Annotated in this window: 3 protein-coding genes; all 3 read left to right on the top strand. The window is 42.9% G+C overall.

Annotated features, from left to right (window positions below; genetic code table 11):
• The first annotated feature begins 99 nt into the window (after positions 1 to 99).
• The 3 genes from IPM34_05615 to IPM34_05625 all read left to right on the top strand — a co-directional run bounded on the left by IPM34_05615 (position 100) and on the right by IPM34_05625 (position 18,347).
• Entirely contained in the window at positions 100 to 5,472 is a 5,373-nt protein-coding gene (locus IPM34_05615) for a hypothetical protein (GenBank protein MBK8955018.1), read from the top strand.
• A gap of 598 nt (positions 5,473 to 6,070) precedes the next feature.
• Positions 6,071 to 13,510, top strand: a complete 7,440-nt coding sequence (locus IPM34_05620; GenBank protein MBK8955019.1) for an HYR domain-containing protein — start codon at positions 6,071 to 6,073, stop codon at positions 13,508 to 13,510.
• 208 nt (positions 13,511 to 13,718) lie between these two features.
• A complete protein-coding gene (locus IPM34_05625; GenBank protein MBK8955020.1) occupies positions 13,719 to 18,347 on the top strand; it encodes a T9SS type A sorting domain-containing protein in 4,629 nt (1,542 codons plus the stop codon).
• Positions 18,348 to 18,363: the final 16 nt, after the last annotated feature.

Genomic DNA, 18,363 nt, shown 5'->3' on the forward strand with positions numbered 1-18,363 from the left:
ATGTAAATTACAATATTTACTTTTGCCCCAGCACATCCGCCCAAAGCTCTTTTAGTTTCCGATCAGAATTTAGCGAAAGTTCATCTTAAAATAAGAAATATGAAACTACGTGCTTCGCTAAGTCTCTCCTATTTGTTCTTTACTTTTTTTCCGATTTTCCTAACGGAGGTTCGGGCTCAAGGATTTTGTAATCTTGATACGAATCCACCGGTCATTTCTAATTGTCCACAGGATTTTACGATTAATATTGGAAATTTTAATTGTACAGTTGGAGTTGGGTTTCCACAGCCATCCCAGTTAGCTGATGATGATTGCGGACTTGTCAATGGTTTTGGTGCTGCATCTTTTTTTACCTACCACAATGAAGTTAACGCTGGATTTGGAGATGATGGCCAATTCATCCAACATGGATTAGATTCTGTTACGATCGTTGGAACGACAAATGGAAATGCTGGCGTAAACAATCGTTTTAATGTTTGTTTCTATGCAAGTTGTAACGGCACGATGTCATTCAACTGGAGAGCACGTATGAATAATGGCGATGGATTTGCAGGTGATCGCGTGAGATTGATGATTGACCATCAAGGACATGGTGTGGCAATAAATACTGTATTTACTACAGGAAATGGGAGTACTGCCAATGGAGCAGTTATTGCTCAACAAGTACTAGCCGGTGACAGAGTTTGTTTTGAAGTGCAGTCGGATAATCAAGGTGGTGTTGATAGTTTAACATTGTACGATTTAGTTTTCGTTCCAATTGCAATTCCGGTTCATCAGACAAAAGGGCCGAAAAACGGGGAGTTATTTATACCTGGTACACATCTAATTGAATTTACAGCAGTGGACTGTGCGGGAAATTCTTCCGTTTGTCAATATAATATTACAGTCCAGCAGGAGCCCGGCAAAGATTTATTTGACTATTGTCCGTCAAATACTACAGTTACATTGGATTATCCAACCGATTGTGATACCATTGTAAATTGGTTGACGCCCATAACATCAGATCCTTGCAACATGATCGTTGGGTTTAACAGGGAAATGGATCCCCGGATCATAGGTCCTATATTAGAAGAATTTGCGGCACCGGGAATGGGTGATGGAATCATTGGTTCAGATGGTATTATGTGGCTGGATTCCGATGAAGATTCATTGATGCTCGTTGGTATTAACAATGGAACTCCAGGTAATGATCGCGACGACACATCTTCCATTAAGGCATGTGTACAGCCTATTTGCGCGGGTTTGGTGGAGTTTGACTGGTCTGCAAGCATTGAAGCTATTATCGGTGGATTCAGAAGTGATGAAGCCGGAATTATTTTTAACGGAAAGGATAGCATTCTATCAGTACCTCCTTCAGGTTATTACGCATCCGGTTCAGTGTCACTTCAATTAGACGGTATCAATCCTTTGTGTTTTTATGTGCGTTCCACGAATATGAATTATGAGGATACGTTAATCATAAGCAACTTTAAATTTACCCATCAGGATCCGATACTCACTCAAATCAGTGGGGTAGATATCAATACGCCAATTGGTCCCGGAATATACGATTTTGAATTTGAAGCTGAGGATTGTTATGGTAATTTAGACACCTGTGCATTTCAGGTTACTGTTATTGGCAGCGGCCCTATGCCATGTAAAAACATTAATTTATCACTCGACGAAAACTGTTTGGCAACCGTAACTCCCGATATGTTAGTGACCGGTGTTTGTACAGGTACTATGGTTATCGAACTGAGTCATTACGGCAATCCCGTAGACAATCCACTAACTCAGGATTGGTTGTGGAAGCACATCACGGCAAAAGTGACAGATACACTAACTGGCAACAGTTGCTGGAGCGACATTGTTGTCGAAGATAAACTGGCACCGGTCATCGTTTGTCGTGCAGACACAGTTGACTGCAATTTGGTGGAAAAAGAATTTCCATTGCAATATGACGGATTTGATTGTAGCTCTTATACAGTTACAACGGTTAATGAAACCTTTGAGCATTTTAATTGTGATTCCAATTTCCTGAAAGCCATTTACCGGGATATTCAGATAAAAGATGAACGTGGGGAGGTTGATTATTGTACCGATACCATTTATGTAAAGAGGATAAAAGCAGAAGATGTCGTGTTGCCTACTCTTGACTTTTTTAATTTTACTTGTGAAACAAAATTCTTAAAAGATGAGAATGGCAACCCAAGTCCATTAGTGACAAGAGTACCATACATAGTTCAGAGCGATGGTACGAAGGAAAATATTTGGCCATTGAATGAATTATTGGATTGCCATTTGTTCATTAGTTATGAAGATACGGACTTAGGTGAGATCAATTGTGTGCGCAAGATCATGCGTACATGGACGGTAAGAGAATGGTGGTGTCACACAGAAATAACCAGGCAATCTAATCAGTTGATCATCATCAAGGATCCTAATGGCCCGGAAATCACACACATGCCTTATGGCTTTACAGCGACCACAGGACCACGCAGTTGTTATGCCAGGGTATTGTTGCCGCCGATTGAAGCAGAAGATGCATGTCACAACGATTTACGAATAGATATTGCATATCCCGGTGGAATTTTAATTGATCAAAATGGGGGTTGGGTAGATCTGCCAGCAGGAAAAGATACGATCTGGTATCGCGTTTATGATGCATGTTACAATCTTACTGAGGTTTATATTATCATCGATGTATTAGACGAAACGGAACCCGTCGCTGTGTGCGATAGAAATACAGTAGTTGCGATAAACAGATTGGGCCAAACCTGGGCACCTGCCGAAGTATTTGACGATGGAAGTTTTGATGAATGTGCCGTTCATCATTTTGAAGTGCGTAGAATGCAGGACGATTATTGCAATACAAGAGGTGAAGATGACTGGGGACCGGAAGTTGGATTTTGTTGTGAAGATGTCGGGAATACAGTGATGGTAGGATTAAAAGTCATCGACCACAGTGGCAACGAAGCCATCTGCATGGTGAATGTAGAAGTTCAGGATAAAGAAGCTCCGCAGATCAGCTGTCCGCCAAACATTACGGTAGATTGCAGATTTGATATCGACTATAACAATCTTGAAGTTTTCGGAAAGGTAGTTACAGATTCATCTGTACGTGAAAAAATTATCATAGATCCCATTTATCACCCCGTAATCGATGGTCATCCTTTGGACGGATACGCTTATGATAATTGTCCACCGACGATTTTAGAAAGATTGTACTTGGGTCCTGAACTCAACCAATGCGGAATTGGATATTTCGACAGATCTTTTACTGCAGTTGATCAGCAAGGGAACAGAAGTATAGAGTGCCTTCAGCGAATCACAGTGATCAATCATTACGTCTTTGATGCCAACGACATCGATTGGCCGGATGATTATGAAACGAGTGACATTTGCGATCCGAATCAGTTGATACCGGAACGCCTGGTTTATCCATATGATAAGCCGGTAACCAGCGACGACGAGTGCAGTCTGATCGGCTTGAGTTATCACGATCATGTACTTACACCAACACAGGTTGGAGATCCTTGTTTTAAAATTATCAGAGTATGGAAAGTGATCGACTGGTGCCAAAGAGATATAAATAACAATGTGATCATCTGGCAGGATACACAATACATAAAAGTATTTAATTACGTGGATCCTGTTATTAAACGGGTGACAGCAGATACAACGATCTGCAGTTATGACGTGAATTGCCGACCGATCCCGGTGAGTTTTTCAATAGAAGCCAATGATGATTGCACAGATTCTACAGAATTATTGTACATCTGTAAAATTGACTACCATAGCGATGGAAGTATAGATTTTATACAGAGCAGAATTGGAGGCGATGATGTGAGCGGTACGTGGCCATTGGGAACCCACCTCGTCAAATGGGAAGTGGAAGACCGCTGCGGAAATACAGCAAAAGCGAGTTTCACCCTGGAATTGCTGAACTGCAAACCACCGGTTGCGTATTGTCTGAATGGATTGTCGACGAACCTGGTGCCGATGGATACAACCGGAGACGGAATTCCGGATGTGGCCATGGATACCGTGTGGGCAGCAGATTTTAATGCAGGCTCCTATCACAATTGTGGATACCAGATCTGGCTGAGCTTTTCAGCAGATACAAACGATACCTACAGAGTTTACGATTGCGACGACAGAGGATTGCAGGAAGTTGAAATGTGGGTAACGGATGAAAATGGAAACACTTCATTCTGCAGGACATTCATAGACATTCAGGATAATAGCAGTTTTTGTCCGCCTACTTTCCAGAATTCAAAAGTGGAAGGAGAGATCATGACTGAAGTTCAGGATCGCGTGGAAAATGTAAGAGTTGAGTTGTTGAATTCAGGAAGAAACGAATTACTGACAAACGTTCAGGGAAGTTATCTGTTTGATCAGATTCCCACAAATCAAAATTACGAACTCACACCCAAGAAGACAGACGGTTGGCTTAATGGGGTCACTACCGCCGACATTGTCAAAATTCAAAGACATATTCTTGGGCTCGAGCCTTTTGCAACCGGATATAAAATGATTGCTGCAGACGTCAATCGGAGTGGCGAGATCACAGCCAAAGACGTTTCGGAATTGCGCAGATTGATCCTGGGCATTACCAGCGAAATACCTGGAAATACCAGTTGGAGATTTGTGCATACTTTACATTCGTTCAACGATGTGAGCAATGCATTGAAGCAGCCTATTCCCGAGAGCTACCAGATATCAAATTTGAACGGAGACATGAAACTCGACTTTTACGCAGTGAAGGTAGGAGACCTGACCGGGAATGCAATCACCAAAGGATTCGGAGGTTTGGCCAACAGAAGCGGATCCGTTCTTGAATTGGAAATGGATGCGGTTGAACTGCAAAAGGGAGAAATTGCAAAGATTCCATTGAGGATCATCAACGGAAACCAGTATCAGGGCATACAGTTCACGCTGGAATGGCTGACTCAAAAAATGGAAGTGATTTCAGTAGAAGGCAACTCCCGTAAGAATATTGGAGATGATCATTATTCCATGCATCATGTTGGACAAGGAAAAATAAGCATGAGCTGGAATGGACCAATGGAAGAACAGATGGAATTGATCACGCTGGAAGTGAAAGCCAAAGATGTTTGCAGATTATCTGAGATTTTCAGAGTAGGCAGCAGCATTACACCTGCGATAAGCGTAACTAACGATGGTTCGGAAGGACAGGTTGTGATGCAATTCAGAGGAAGCGCCCATGAAGGATTTGTGGTTATACCAAATGAGCCTAACCCATGGAACGAAGAAACGCAGATAGGCATGATTCTTCCTTCACAGGGGATGGTTAAGCTTACTGTATATGATGTCAATGGAAAAATTCATTTCATCGACCAGATGGAATTGAACAAAGGATACCATGAATACAGGTTGGGCAGACAGCAAATCAATCAGGCCGGAGTATACTATTATCAGCTGGACTTCAAAGACGCCAGCCATACCGGCAAGATGGTCATTATGGAATAAGCATATTAGTAGTAATTTTTATAAAAGGGCTTCGGGCGACCGGGGTCCTTTTTTTTTGAACGTAATGAGATCCCTCTGGGATCAATGCTTTCAATAGAGAAAAGAAGCAAGTAATTATTGAAATGGCAAATAGTTTGCGGGAAATGATTTTAAATGAATATAGGAATTTTTTCTGCTGAGGAAATTAGATTTAAATTGAGCACTGGATAATAATCCAAACATTTAAGGGTGGTCCTTAATTTAGTTTTCGTTTAGCGAAATTTGATCCATCCGGGACCAAGAGTCTGTGTTGAGATTATCAAGTATCTTCACGAATACAAATTAACCCAGGCTGATCTCAGAGAGATCAGACAACGTTAACTCGAAAGCCCACGAAAAAAAACGAACCTGGAGGGGTCGAACCTTACTTTCTAACAGGTAACTAAAAAGCAAAGACTCAAACAGGGAGTTATTCCCCAGGATTAAATTTTTTTAAAAAAAAACATATATAAAATTATTATATATAAAAAATATTTTTACCTTTGCCGATGAGAGAGTGTCCCAACTCGCAAAACAGTAAAATTTTTAGCAAACGAAAGTAGCCGTAAACTACTTTAATATGCTAAACATCCCAACAGTAAAGCAGCTATGCTGCATTGCAGGTATTTGCCTGCTTTCAAGTCTGATTGCAAATCGGCTTTCAGGACAAGTATTCACCACTATATCAGATGGAGACTGGAGTAATCCGGCCACATGGCAAGGAGGAAATGTTCCTGCTGCGACCATTGACGCCAACGATACGGTCAATATCCTGCACTACGTTTGGTATGATTTACCGGCTGATTTATCAGTATTTGGCTTTCTGGAAATTTATTTAGATACCCTTGCTTCGCATCCATGCGACGGGCATTCCATTACCATTGAACCGGGTGGCCGATTTAAGATCACTCACGGAGCTTTGCTTTTTGGACTGAAATGTGCCGGTGCAAATGCCTCTGGTACTTTTATCAATAAGGGAACCGTGCGCGTAAACGACAGTTACATTTTGCTGCCTGAAAACTGGGATTCAGATGGGGGTACACGCCTGGTCACGGGTGGATGTTTAGATATAGGAGGCAGTTTCATAAATGACGGAAGCGCCGATACCATGGTTAATTTCTGCATCCGTCTTGGTTTGAATGGGGATGGCAGTTTCCTCAATGTTGACCCGGCTTTGAGTACGATACATTTGTGGAATAATACAAAAATACTTTTCCGGGGATCAACTGGAAATTTTATTAATGATGGGATCATTACGGGTGGTTCGATTTCTGAGATCACGCATCTCGATGTTGAATCCGGTAATATTCAGAACAACGGCACCTGGGTATTTCCTCCTGCAACATCGTGGTGTTGTGGTGGATCCATTTGTCAGGGTCCTTTAGTCAATGCTGAAAATTGTGACATGGATGCTGAGGTTTGTGGTTGCATTGGTGAAGTGTGTTTTGTGAGGATCAGTTGTCCGCCAATGGATGGGGGCATGTATTCCTGTTTAAGCGATGTTCCTCCGCCCAATTTCGATTTAATTGTACCGATGGATTCGTGTTATGACCTTGTTTATACAGTATCTCATGAAATCACAGGAGAAGGATGCATAAACGATACCTTATTTCTGACGCGATATTATATAGTTACGGATGACGATGGTGATCCATCGACTACAGATGCAAAGGATACTTGCATTCAACGTTTTCAAATTGTAGATACAACAAGACCAACGATCATTTGTCCTGTAAGCATTCTTGTCAACTGCGACGGGGACAAAACTCCTGGTGCTACGGGAATGCCTACGGCCAGCGATTTGTGCGATGCGGCAGTAACAGATTTTACTTTTTCTGATCAAATTATTTTGGGTTCCTGTGCTGGTAATTACACGATCAACCGAACGTGGACTGCAGCTGACAGTTGCGGAAACAGCACGACCTGTTTACAACAAATTAATGTTCAGGATACCATGCGTCCGGTTATCAATTGCCCTTCAACGACAACCGTGAATTGCGATGGATCCAAAGTTCCGGGTGTTACCGGAATGCCCACAGCAAGCGATAATTGTCATTTGGCAGTAAACAGTTTTTCGCATTCAGACGCTATTAATTTAGGAGGATGCGCTGGAAATTATACAATCAACCGAACATGGACGGCAACGGATAGTTGTGGAAACAGCAACACATGTATTCAGCAAATCAACGTGCAGGATACCATGCGACCTGTAGTGAATTGTCCGGTAGCTATTACTGTAAACTGCGACGGTGATAAAAGCCCGGCAGTAACAGGTATGCCGACAGCAAATGATAACTGTCATTTGGCAGTAAGTGATATTTCTCATACCGATGCAATCATGTTAGGTGCCTGTGCAGGTTCATATACAATCACGCGGACCTGGAGCGCAAGCGATAGTTGTGGAAATACAAATACTTGTGATCAACTAATTATTGTGCAGGACACCATGCGCCCGGTAATTAATTGCCCGGCAACAACTACTGTGAATTGCGATGCCGATAAAAGTCCGGTTGCAACGGGTATGCCTACGGCTACCGATAACTGTCATTTGGCAGTAAGCAACTTTTCACATTCCGATTCTATCAATCCGGGAATTTGTTCTGGTTCATATACTATCATAAGAACATGGACAGCAGTTGACAGTTGCGGAAATACCAATACCTGTGATCAATCAATAACAGTTCAGGATACCATGAGACCTTTAATCTTTTGCCCGGCTCCAATAACTCTGAATTGTGATGGAGATCTTTCTCCTGTCACTGCCGGGATGCCTACTGCTGCGGATAATTGTCACCTTGCAGTAACCAATTTTGGACACAGTGATTTGATCAATGCAGGTAGTTGTTCCGGAAATTATACGATTTTAAGAACCTGGACCGCTACAGACAGTTGTGGGAATAGCAATGCATGCCAGCAAATGATTGCTGTACAGGATAGCATGAGACCCGTCATTAATTGTCCGTCAGCTATAACCGTCAACTGTGATGCAGATAAAAGCCCGGCTGCCACCGGTAATCCAACAGCTTCTGATAATTGTCATTCGGCCGTTACAGAGTTTACAAATGCTGATCAGTTATCCCCTGGCAACTGTAGCGGGAATTATTACATAAACAGGATCTGGATGGGTACTGACAGTTGTGGAAATACGAACAGTTGTTCGCAATTGATTTCCGTAATTGATACGGCAAGACCGATGATTGTTTGTCCGCAAAATCTCACGGTCAACTGCGATGGGAATTTTGAGCCTGTGGTGACAGGAGAGCCTGTGGTTTCTGATAATTGCCACTTAGCTGTCACAGATGTAAGTTATACAGATTCGGAAATATCAGGAAATTGCTCTGGAAATTATACACTGGAAAGAATTTGGGTTGCCTTCGATAGTTGTGGAAATGGGAACAATTGCCTTCAGTTACTTACAGTTAGAGATACGATGCGACCTGTAATACAATGTCCACAAGCACTAACAATAAATTGTGATGAAAATTCACAACCTGCGCAAACAGGATTCCCTACAGCAACTGACAATTGTGCAGCGGCAGTTACGGATTTTGAATTTTCGGATTTGCGATTGGATGGATCCTGCAGCGCTCAATATGACTTGATGAGGACCTGGACGGGTAGAGACAGTTGTGACAATGCAGTAAGTTGTATTCAATGGATATACGTTCAGGATACGACCAGGCCGGAAATTATTTGCAAGAGCACGACCGTTTATCTCGATGCCAATGGTTTTGCAATGATCGTTGCGGATGATGTTGTTTCTTCATTCAGTGACAATTGTGCATTTCGCGATTATTCAGTGAATAGAAATGTATTCACTTGTCTGGATCGCGATGCAACCCAGGTGATGGTCACTGCTAATGATTCTTGCGGGAATTCAAGTTCATGTTTTGCTACCGTTCAAGTATTGGATACCATCGCGCCGATATTAGCATGTCCGTCAGATACCAGTATCATAGCAGCACCCGGAAATTGCAAAGCTTTGTTTTCATTTACAATTACAGCCACCGATCAATGTGATGTGCCTCTGATCAGTCAGACAGACATGAGCGGACTGAGTAGTGGCAGTTTGTTTCCGGAAGGGACCACAACCTTGTCCTATAGAGCTACGGATTCAAAAAGTAATACTTCCAACTGCAGTTTTGAAGTGACCATTATTCCGGACCTGAGTACAGCTCCTCCATTGGCCTGTAAAGGGGCAGTGAATATATCACTGGATGAAAATTGCGAGCTGATCATTACGCCAAGTATGATTTATCTGGGTGGAGATGCCAGTTGTTACGATTTTCTTAGAGTTATACTCTGCGATCCGTATACAAAAGATTCACTGGTCAATTTTATTCCAAAGCATCATTTGGGAAAAAGTATCGTAGCCAAACTGGTTGATACGATTGCAGATAATTCTTGTTGGAGTACAATATATATAGAAGATAAATTAGCTCCGGTAATCGTTTGCCGGACCGATACGGTATATTGCCACAGCTTACACGATAAAGATCACACTCCAATACATTACGATAATTGTACTGCAAGTACCATTCGTTTACTCGATGAGAAATATATAGACCTCAATTGCATTCCGGGGTATTCTAAACTCATAGAACGCAAATGGTTGGCAGTAGATGAATATGGAAATACCAGTGATACCTGTGTTCAACATATATACATCAAAAGGCCTGATCTAAACCTGGTCATTTTCCCGGAGCCATTTGATGTTTATTGTGCAGATACTTTTCCTAAAGATCTCAACGGATTGCCATCACCTGAATTAACTGGCGTACCCACGCTTGATGGAAAATCTATTTGGCCAGCTGATTTTTTCTATTGCAACTATCAGGTAACTTACGCGGATACGGATTTGGGAACAATCCAATGCGTTCGTAAAATAATGAGGGTGTGGACAATCAGAGAATGGTGGTGTCACCAGGAATTTGTTGCATCGCAAATACAGATTATTCAGATCAAAGACGAGACGGGTCCGGAGATCACGCACATGCCATATGGATTTGACGCGACGACGGGCAAGCGGGATTGCAAAGCAAGAGTATTGTTGCCACCGATTGAAGCGGTCGATGCCTGTCACAATGATTTGCGTGTAGATATTGCATACCCGGGAGGAATATTAATTGATCAAAATGGAGGTTGGGTTGAATTACCCAAGGGAGAGGATACAGTTTATTATCGTGTGTACGATGCATGTTACAATGTAACGGAAGTATATATAGTAGTTCATGTGACGGATCACACAGAACCGGTAGCGGTATGCGATCGCAACACCGTAGTTGCCATTACGCACAACGGATACAGCTGGGTGAATGCAGAAGTATTTGACGACGGAAGTTTTGACGAATGTGCATTGCACCATTTTGAAGTAAGGAGAATGGATGTAGATTTTTGTGGGGGAGTCGGCGAAGACGATTGGGGACCGGAAGTAGGATTTTGCTGTGAGGATGTAGGCAAGATGGTGATGGTAGGCTTTAAAGCAATTGATCACAGCGGCAACGAAGCGATCTGCATGGTGAATGTAGAAGTGCAGGACAAAGACAGACCATTGATCAGTTGTCCACCAAACATCACCGTAGATTGTCGATTTGATATAGACCGTGAACATTTGGAAGTATTTGGAAAAGTCGTAACAGAACAAAGTGCGCGAGAAAAGATCGTGATTGATCCGAGATACTGGCATCAAATCGGAGGCCATCCATTGGATGGACTTGCGGAAGATAATTGTCCGCCGGAAGTAATAGAAGAGCAGGATTATGGAGGCTTGAATCAATGCGGATTGGGATACATATACCGTTATTTTACGGCAGTTGATCAGCAGGGAAATCGGAGTCAGTCTTGTTATCAGGTGATCACAGTGACGAATCACAATGTCTTTGATTACAATGATATCACGTGGCCCTATGATTATGAGACGAGCGACATCTGCGATCCGGATCAACTGATACCGGAACGATTGAATGCGCCGTATGACAGACCGAGGACCAACGACGACGAATGCAGCTTGATCGGTATGAGTTATCACGATCACGTGTTGTCGCCGACCATACCGGGCGATCCATGTTTTAAGATCATCAGGGTGTGGAAAGTAATCGACTGGTGCCAGCGTGATCTGAATAACAATGTGTTGATCTGGCAGGATACGCAATATATCAAAGTGTTTAACAGGATAGATCCAACGATCATACGAGTGACGCAGGATACAGTGGTATGCAGTTACGATATCAATTGCCGGCCGATCCCTGTAAGTTTTTCAATTGAAGCAGACGATGATTGCACCGATCCCAAACAGATGTTGTACACGTACAAAATAGATTTGGATAGCGACGGAACGATCGACGTAACGCGGAGCAGCATCGGAGGAAATGTAGCGAGTGGAACATGGAAGCTGGGCAAACACCTGGTGAAGTGGGAAGTAGAAGACCGATGTGGCAATACGGTGAAGGCGAGCTTTACCCTGGATTTACAGAATTGCAAACCACCGGTTGCATATTGTTTAAATGGCTTATCGACGAATTTGGTACCGATGGATCTGGATGGAGACGGGATACCGGATGCAGCCATGGATACGATCTGGGCCAAAGATTTTGATGCGGGCTCGTATCACAATTGCGGATACGGAGTGAAGTTTAGTTTTTCGAGTGATACGAATGAGACCTACCGGATTTACGACTGCGACGACAGAGGCTTGCAGGAAGTGGAGATGTGGGTGACGGATGAAAACGGAAATACATCATTTTGCAGGACGTTCATAGACATCCAGGATAACAGTGGATTTTGTCCACCGACGCTGACGAATGCAAAAGTGGAAGGAGAGATCATGACGGAAGCACAGGACCGGGTAGAAAACGTAGGAGTGGAGTTGGAGAATTCGGGAAGGAATGAGATCATGACGAATTACGATGGAAGATATGCATTTGAGCAACTGCCTTCTGGGACAGCATATGAGTTAAAGCCGAAGAAGACAGACGGATGGTTGAATGGAGTGAGTACGGCAGATATCGTAAAAATACAGCGACATATCCTGGGAATAGAACCCATCACAACAGGCTACCGGATGATAGCTGCGGATGTAAACCGGAGTGGAGAGATCACGGCGAAGGATGTATCGGAGTTGAGGAGATTGATATTGGGAATCACGGGAGAGATAGCGGGCAATACGAGTTGGAGATTTGTGAGCAGCCGACATGTGTTCAACGATGTGAGCAATGCATTAAAGGAATCGATACCGGAGAGTGTAGAGATCAGCAATTTGTATGGAGACATGAAACTGGATTTTTATGCAGTGAAAGTGGGCGATCTGAATGGTACGGCAGCGACGAAAGGATATCAGGGCATACATAGCAGATCGGATCGGATCCTGGAATTGGAGATGGAAGACCGGGAGCTGGAAGCAGGAGAAGAAACAGAGATTGAATTGAAGATTGCCAATGGATCACAGTACGCAGGATTGCAGTTTACGCTGGAATGGTTGAAAGAGAAGATGGAAATCGTTCGAATCGAAGGGAATAAAGAGAGCAGGGTAGGAGAAGACAGCTACGCGACCCATAGTATGATGAATGGAAAATTGCCCTTGAGTTGGAACGGAGAGATGAGCGATGGAATGGAATTGATAAAGCTGAGGGTAAAAGCCAGACAACAGATGAGACTATCGGAAGTAATGCGTTTGGGAGAAAGCATCACAGCAGCGATAAGTGTAGATAAACATGGAGAAGAAGGAAAAGTAGTGTTGAGATACAACGGAACGACCAGTGAGGTGTTTGTGGTAACCCCCAACGAACCCAATCCCTGGAATCGGGAAACCGTGATCGGATTCTTAATACCAAATTCCGGATTGGTTAAATTAACTGTTTATGATGTTGGAGGCAAAGTTCATTTGTTTGAACAATATGAAAAAGCAGGAGGCTATCACGAGATCAGCATTCCTCGCGATAAATTTGGACAGGCGGGGGTTTACTTTTATCAGCTGGATTTCATGAATCAAAGCCAAACCCAAAAGATGCTGATCCTGGATTAAAGTGGAGTATATAGAAGTAGTATTTTTCCGGGAAGCCTGATATTGGAAAAAGGCCTCCCGGATTTTTTTTAAAAAACAGTAAAAAAATATATTAAAATTTTTTTATATATAAATATTTTTTATATTTGCATCTGTATTATACCCAAGTAAACGTTCTTTAGCACAACAGCGCATTTAGCGGAGTTTTTTAACATTCAATTTTTTGAAAATGAAAATTACTACTTCGCTGAGGCATTGTTGCCTGTTTCTCTTTTCTTTAACGTTCTGCCATTCAGGGTGGACACAGTGTTTTCCAGACCTTACTCCTCCTGTATTTACAAATTGTCCGGCTGATGTCACAATTTTACTGGACACTTTTGATTGTAACAGGATTTATTGTTACAATTTGGAAGCTACTGACAACTGTACTATTCCAAGACCAAATCTACCTGGATACCAGTTTATAGGATCCTTCAACGGTAATTCCTATTTTATTTCACCTCCTCAATTGGGAACTCATGTTCACTGGTTGCAAGCCAACCAATTGGCTGCATCACTGGGGGGACATCTGGTCACTATTGAAAGCGCTGCTGAAAATAGTTTTTTAACGGCCAACATTCCATTTGCCAATCCATTAAATCCTGCCAACGGTCCGGGTTCAAACCAATATTGGTTGGGACTCCGTTACTCTCCAATGTTAAATCAATACAAATGGATCACCGGCGAACCGGTGAATTATACCAATTGGGGATTTGGACAACCAGGAATTATTCCCGGCGAATATATTTGGTTTTTGGATTTGCTGAATGTTGGTACCTGGTGGGATTCGCCGTCACTTTTATTCAGAAGATTTATAATTGAGTTTGAAGGCGGATTGCCAATCAAATTAATTTCCGGCATCCCTTCCGGTAACCCTTTCCCTCCTGGTCAGACAACAAATGTTTACCAGGCTTGCGATGGAAGTGGCAACACTACTGAATGCAGTTTTACTGTCACAGTAATCGGATCGACAAGTTTATCCTGTAAAAATATTAATGTTTCGCTGGATGAAAATTGCCAGGCTTTGATCACGCCTCAAATGCTGCTAACAGGTGTCTATAACTGTTATGATGTTTTTGAAGTAAGCCTTTCTTATTATGGGGCACCGGTGCCAAATCCTGTCGATTCAAATTATTTGTGGAAACATTTAACGGCAACAGTTTACGATCCTACTACCGGCAACAGCTGCTGGTCAGATGTAGTGATCGAAGATAAATTAGCCCCGGTCATTATTTGCAGAGCCGATACCGTAGATTGTAATTTGGTTGATCAGGCATATCCTTTAGATTACGAAGGTTTTGATTGCAGCAGGTATTCTGTAAAAACGATCCGCGAAGATGTCGAACACTTGGATTGCAACAGACAATATCTGAAAGCAATATACAGAGATATACAAATTACCGACGTAAAAGGGAATTCTGATTATTGTACAGATACCATATTAGTGCGAAGATTAAACATAGATTTTTTTGAGTTTCCGGTTGATCTGGTTGAACTTTATTGTAATCGTTATTTTGAGTTGGATGAAAATGGGCACCCCAGTCCTGAAGTTACTGGAGTTCCATATCATTATCAAAGTGATGGAACTTTTAATTTAATTTGGCCATTAAACGAATTATTGGATTGTCACATATTGGTTAGCTACGAAGATCTCGATTTAGGAGAAATCAATTGTGTTCGAAAGATTATGCGGACCTGGACGATAAGAGAGTGGTGGTGTAATGAAGAATTTGTTAGGAGTTATTTACAAGTTATCGTAATCAAAGACGAGACGGGTCCGGAGATCACACACATGCCATATGGATTTGACGCGACGACGGGCAAGCGGGATTGCAAAGCAAGAGTGTTGTTGCCACCGATTGAAGCGGTCGATGCCTGTCACAATGATTTGCGTGTAGATATCGCATACCCGGGAGGAATATTAATTGATCAAAATGGAGGTTGGGTTGAATTACCCAAGGGAGAGGATACAGTTTATTATCGTGTGTACGATGCATGTTACAATGTAACGGAAGTATATATAGTAGTTCATGTGACGGATCACACAGAACCGGTAGCGGTATGCGATCGCAACACCGTAGTTGCCATTACGCACAACGGATACAGCTGGGTGAATGCAGAAGTATTTGACGACGGAAGTTTTGACGAATGTGCATTGCATCATTTTGAAGTAAGGAGAATGGATGTAGATTTTTGTGGGGGAGTCGGAGAAGACGATTGGGGAGCGGAAGTAGGATTTTGCTGTGAGGATGTAGGCAAGATGGTGATGGTAGGCTTTAAAGCAATTGATCACAGCGGCAACGAAGCGATCTGCATGGTGAATGTGGAAGTACAGGATAAAGATCGTCCGTTGATCAGTTGTCCGCCGAATATTACAGTAGATTGCAGATTTGATATCGACCACAGCCATTTGGAAGTATTTGGAAAAGTGGTCACGGAACAAAGTGCGAGAGAAAAGATCGTGATTGATCCGAGATACTGGCATCAAATCGGAGGCCATCCATTGGATGGACTTGCGGAAGATAATTGTCCGCCGGAAGTTATAGAAGAGCAGGATTATGGAGGCTTGAATCAATGCGGATTGGGATACATATACCGTTATTTTACGGCAGTTGATCAGCAGGGAAATCGGAGTCAGTCTTGTTATCAGGTGATCACAGTGACGAATCACAATGTCTTTGATTACAATGATATCACGTGGCCCTATGATTATGAGACGAGCGACATCTGCGATCCGGATCAACTGATACCGGAACGATTGAATGCGCCGTATGACAGACCGAGGACCAACGACGACGAATGCAGCTTGATCGGTATGAGTTATCACGATCACGTGTTGTCGCCGACCATACCGGGCGATCCATGTTTTAAGATCATCAGGGTGTGGAAAGTAATCGACTGGTGCCAGCGTGATCTGAATAACAATGTGTTGATCTGGCAGGATACGCAATATATCAAAGTGTTTAACAGGATAGATCCAACGATCATACGAGTGACGCAGGATACAGTGGTATGCAGTTACGATATCAATTGCCGGCCGATCCCTGTAAGTTTTTCAATTGAAGCAGACGATGATTGCACCGATCCCAAACAGATGTTGTACACGTACAAAATAGATTTGGATAGCGACGGAACGATCGACGTAACGCGGAGCAGCATCGGAGGAAATGTAGCGAGTGGAACATGGAAGCTGGGCAAACACCTGGTGAAGTGGGAAGTAGAAGACCGATGTGGCAATACGGTGAAGGCGAGCTTTACCCTGGATTTACAGAATTGCAAACCACCGGTTGCATATTGTTTAAATGGCTTATCGACGAATTTGGTACCGATGGATCTGGATGGAGACGGGATACCGGATGCAGCCATGGATACGATTTGGGCCAAAGATTTTGATGCGGGCTCGTATCACAATTGCGGATACGGAGTGAAGTTTAGTTTTTCGAGTGATACGAATGAGACCTACCGGATTTACGACTGCGACGACAGAGGCTTGCAGGAAGTGGAGATGTGGGTGACGGATGAAAACGGAAATACATCATTTTGCAGGACGTTCATAGACATCCAGGATAACAGTGGATTTTGTCCACCGACGCTGACGAATGCAAAAGTGGAAGGAGAGATCATGACGGAAGCACAGGACCGGGTAGAAAACGTAGGAGTGGAGTTGGAGAATTCGGGAAGGAATGAGATCATGACGAATTACGATGGAAGATATGCATTTGAGCAACTGCCGTCTGGGACAGCATATGAGTTAAAGCCGAAGAAGACAGACGGATGGTTGAATGGAGTGAGTACGGCAGATATCGTAAAAATACAGCGACATATCCTGGGAATAGAACCCATCACAACAGGCTACCGGATGATAGCTGCGGATGTAAACCGGAGTGGAGAGATCACGGCGAAGGATGTATCGGAGTTGAGGAGATTGATATTGGGAATCACGGGAGAGATAGCGGGCAATACGAGTTGGAGATTTGTGAGCAGCCGACATGTGTTCAACGATGTGAGCAATGCATTAAAGGAATCGATACCGGAGAGTGTAGAGATCAGCAATTTGTATGGAGACATGAAACTGGATTTTTATGCAGTGAAAGTGGGCGATCTGAATGGTACGGCAGCGACGAAAGGATATCAGGGCATACATAGCAGATCGGATCGGATCCTGGAATTGGAGATGGAAGACCGGGAGCTGGAAGCAGGAGAAGAAACAGAGATTGAATTGAAGATTGCCAATGGATCACAGTACGCAGGATTGCAGTTTACGCTGGAATGGTTGAAAGAGAAGATGGAAATCGTTCGAATCGAAGGGAATAAAGAGAGCAGGGTAGGAGAAGACAGCTACGCGACCCATAGTATGATGAATGGAAAATTGCCCTTGAGTTGGAACGGAGAGATGAGCGATGGAATGGAATTGATAAAGCTGAGGGTAAAAGCCAGACAACAGATGAGACTATCGGAAGTAATGCGTTTGGGAGAAAGCATCACAGCAGCGATAAGTGTAGATAAACATGGAGAAGAAGGAAAAGTAGTGTTGAGATACAACGGAACGACCAGTGAGGTGTTTGTGGTAACCCCCAACGAACCCAATCCCTGGAATCGGGAAACCGTGATTGGTATATATCTGCAACAGGCTGGTGAAGTTAAGTTAAGTATTTACGATGTCAATGGTAGAATTCATCTTATTCAAAATTTGAATCTTACAAAAGGCTACCATGAATACAATATTAACAGAGAGCATCTCGACCAAGCAGGTGTTTATTACTACCAGCTGGACTATAAAGATGCAACAAAGACTGGCAAAATGATTGTCATTGATTAATTGATCTTATGAACTC

It is taken from the genome of Saprospiraceae bacterium (genome assembly GCA_016716185.1).
Lineage (GTDB): Bacteria > Bacteroidota > Bacteroidia > Chitinophagales > Saprospiraceae > Vicinibacter.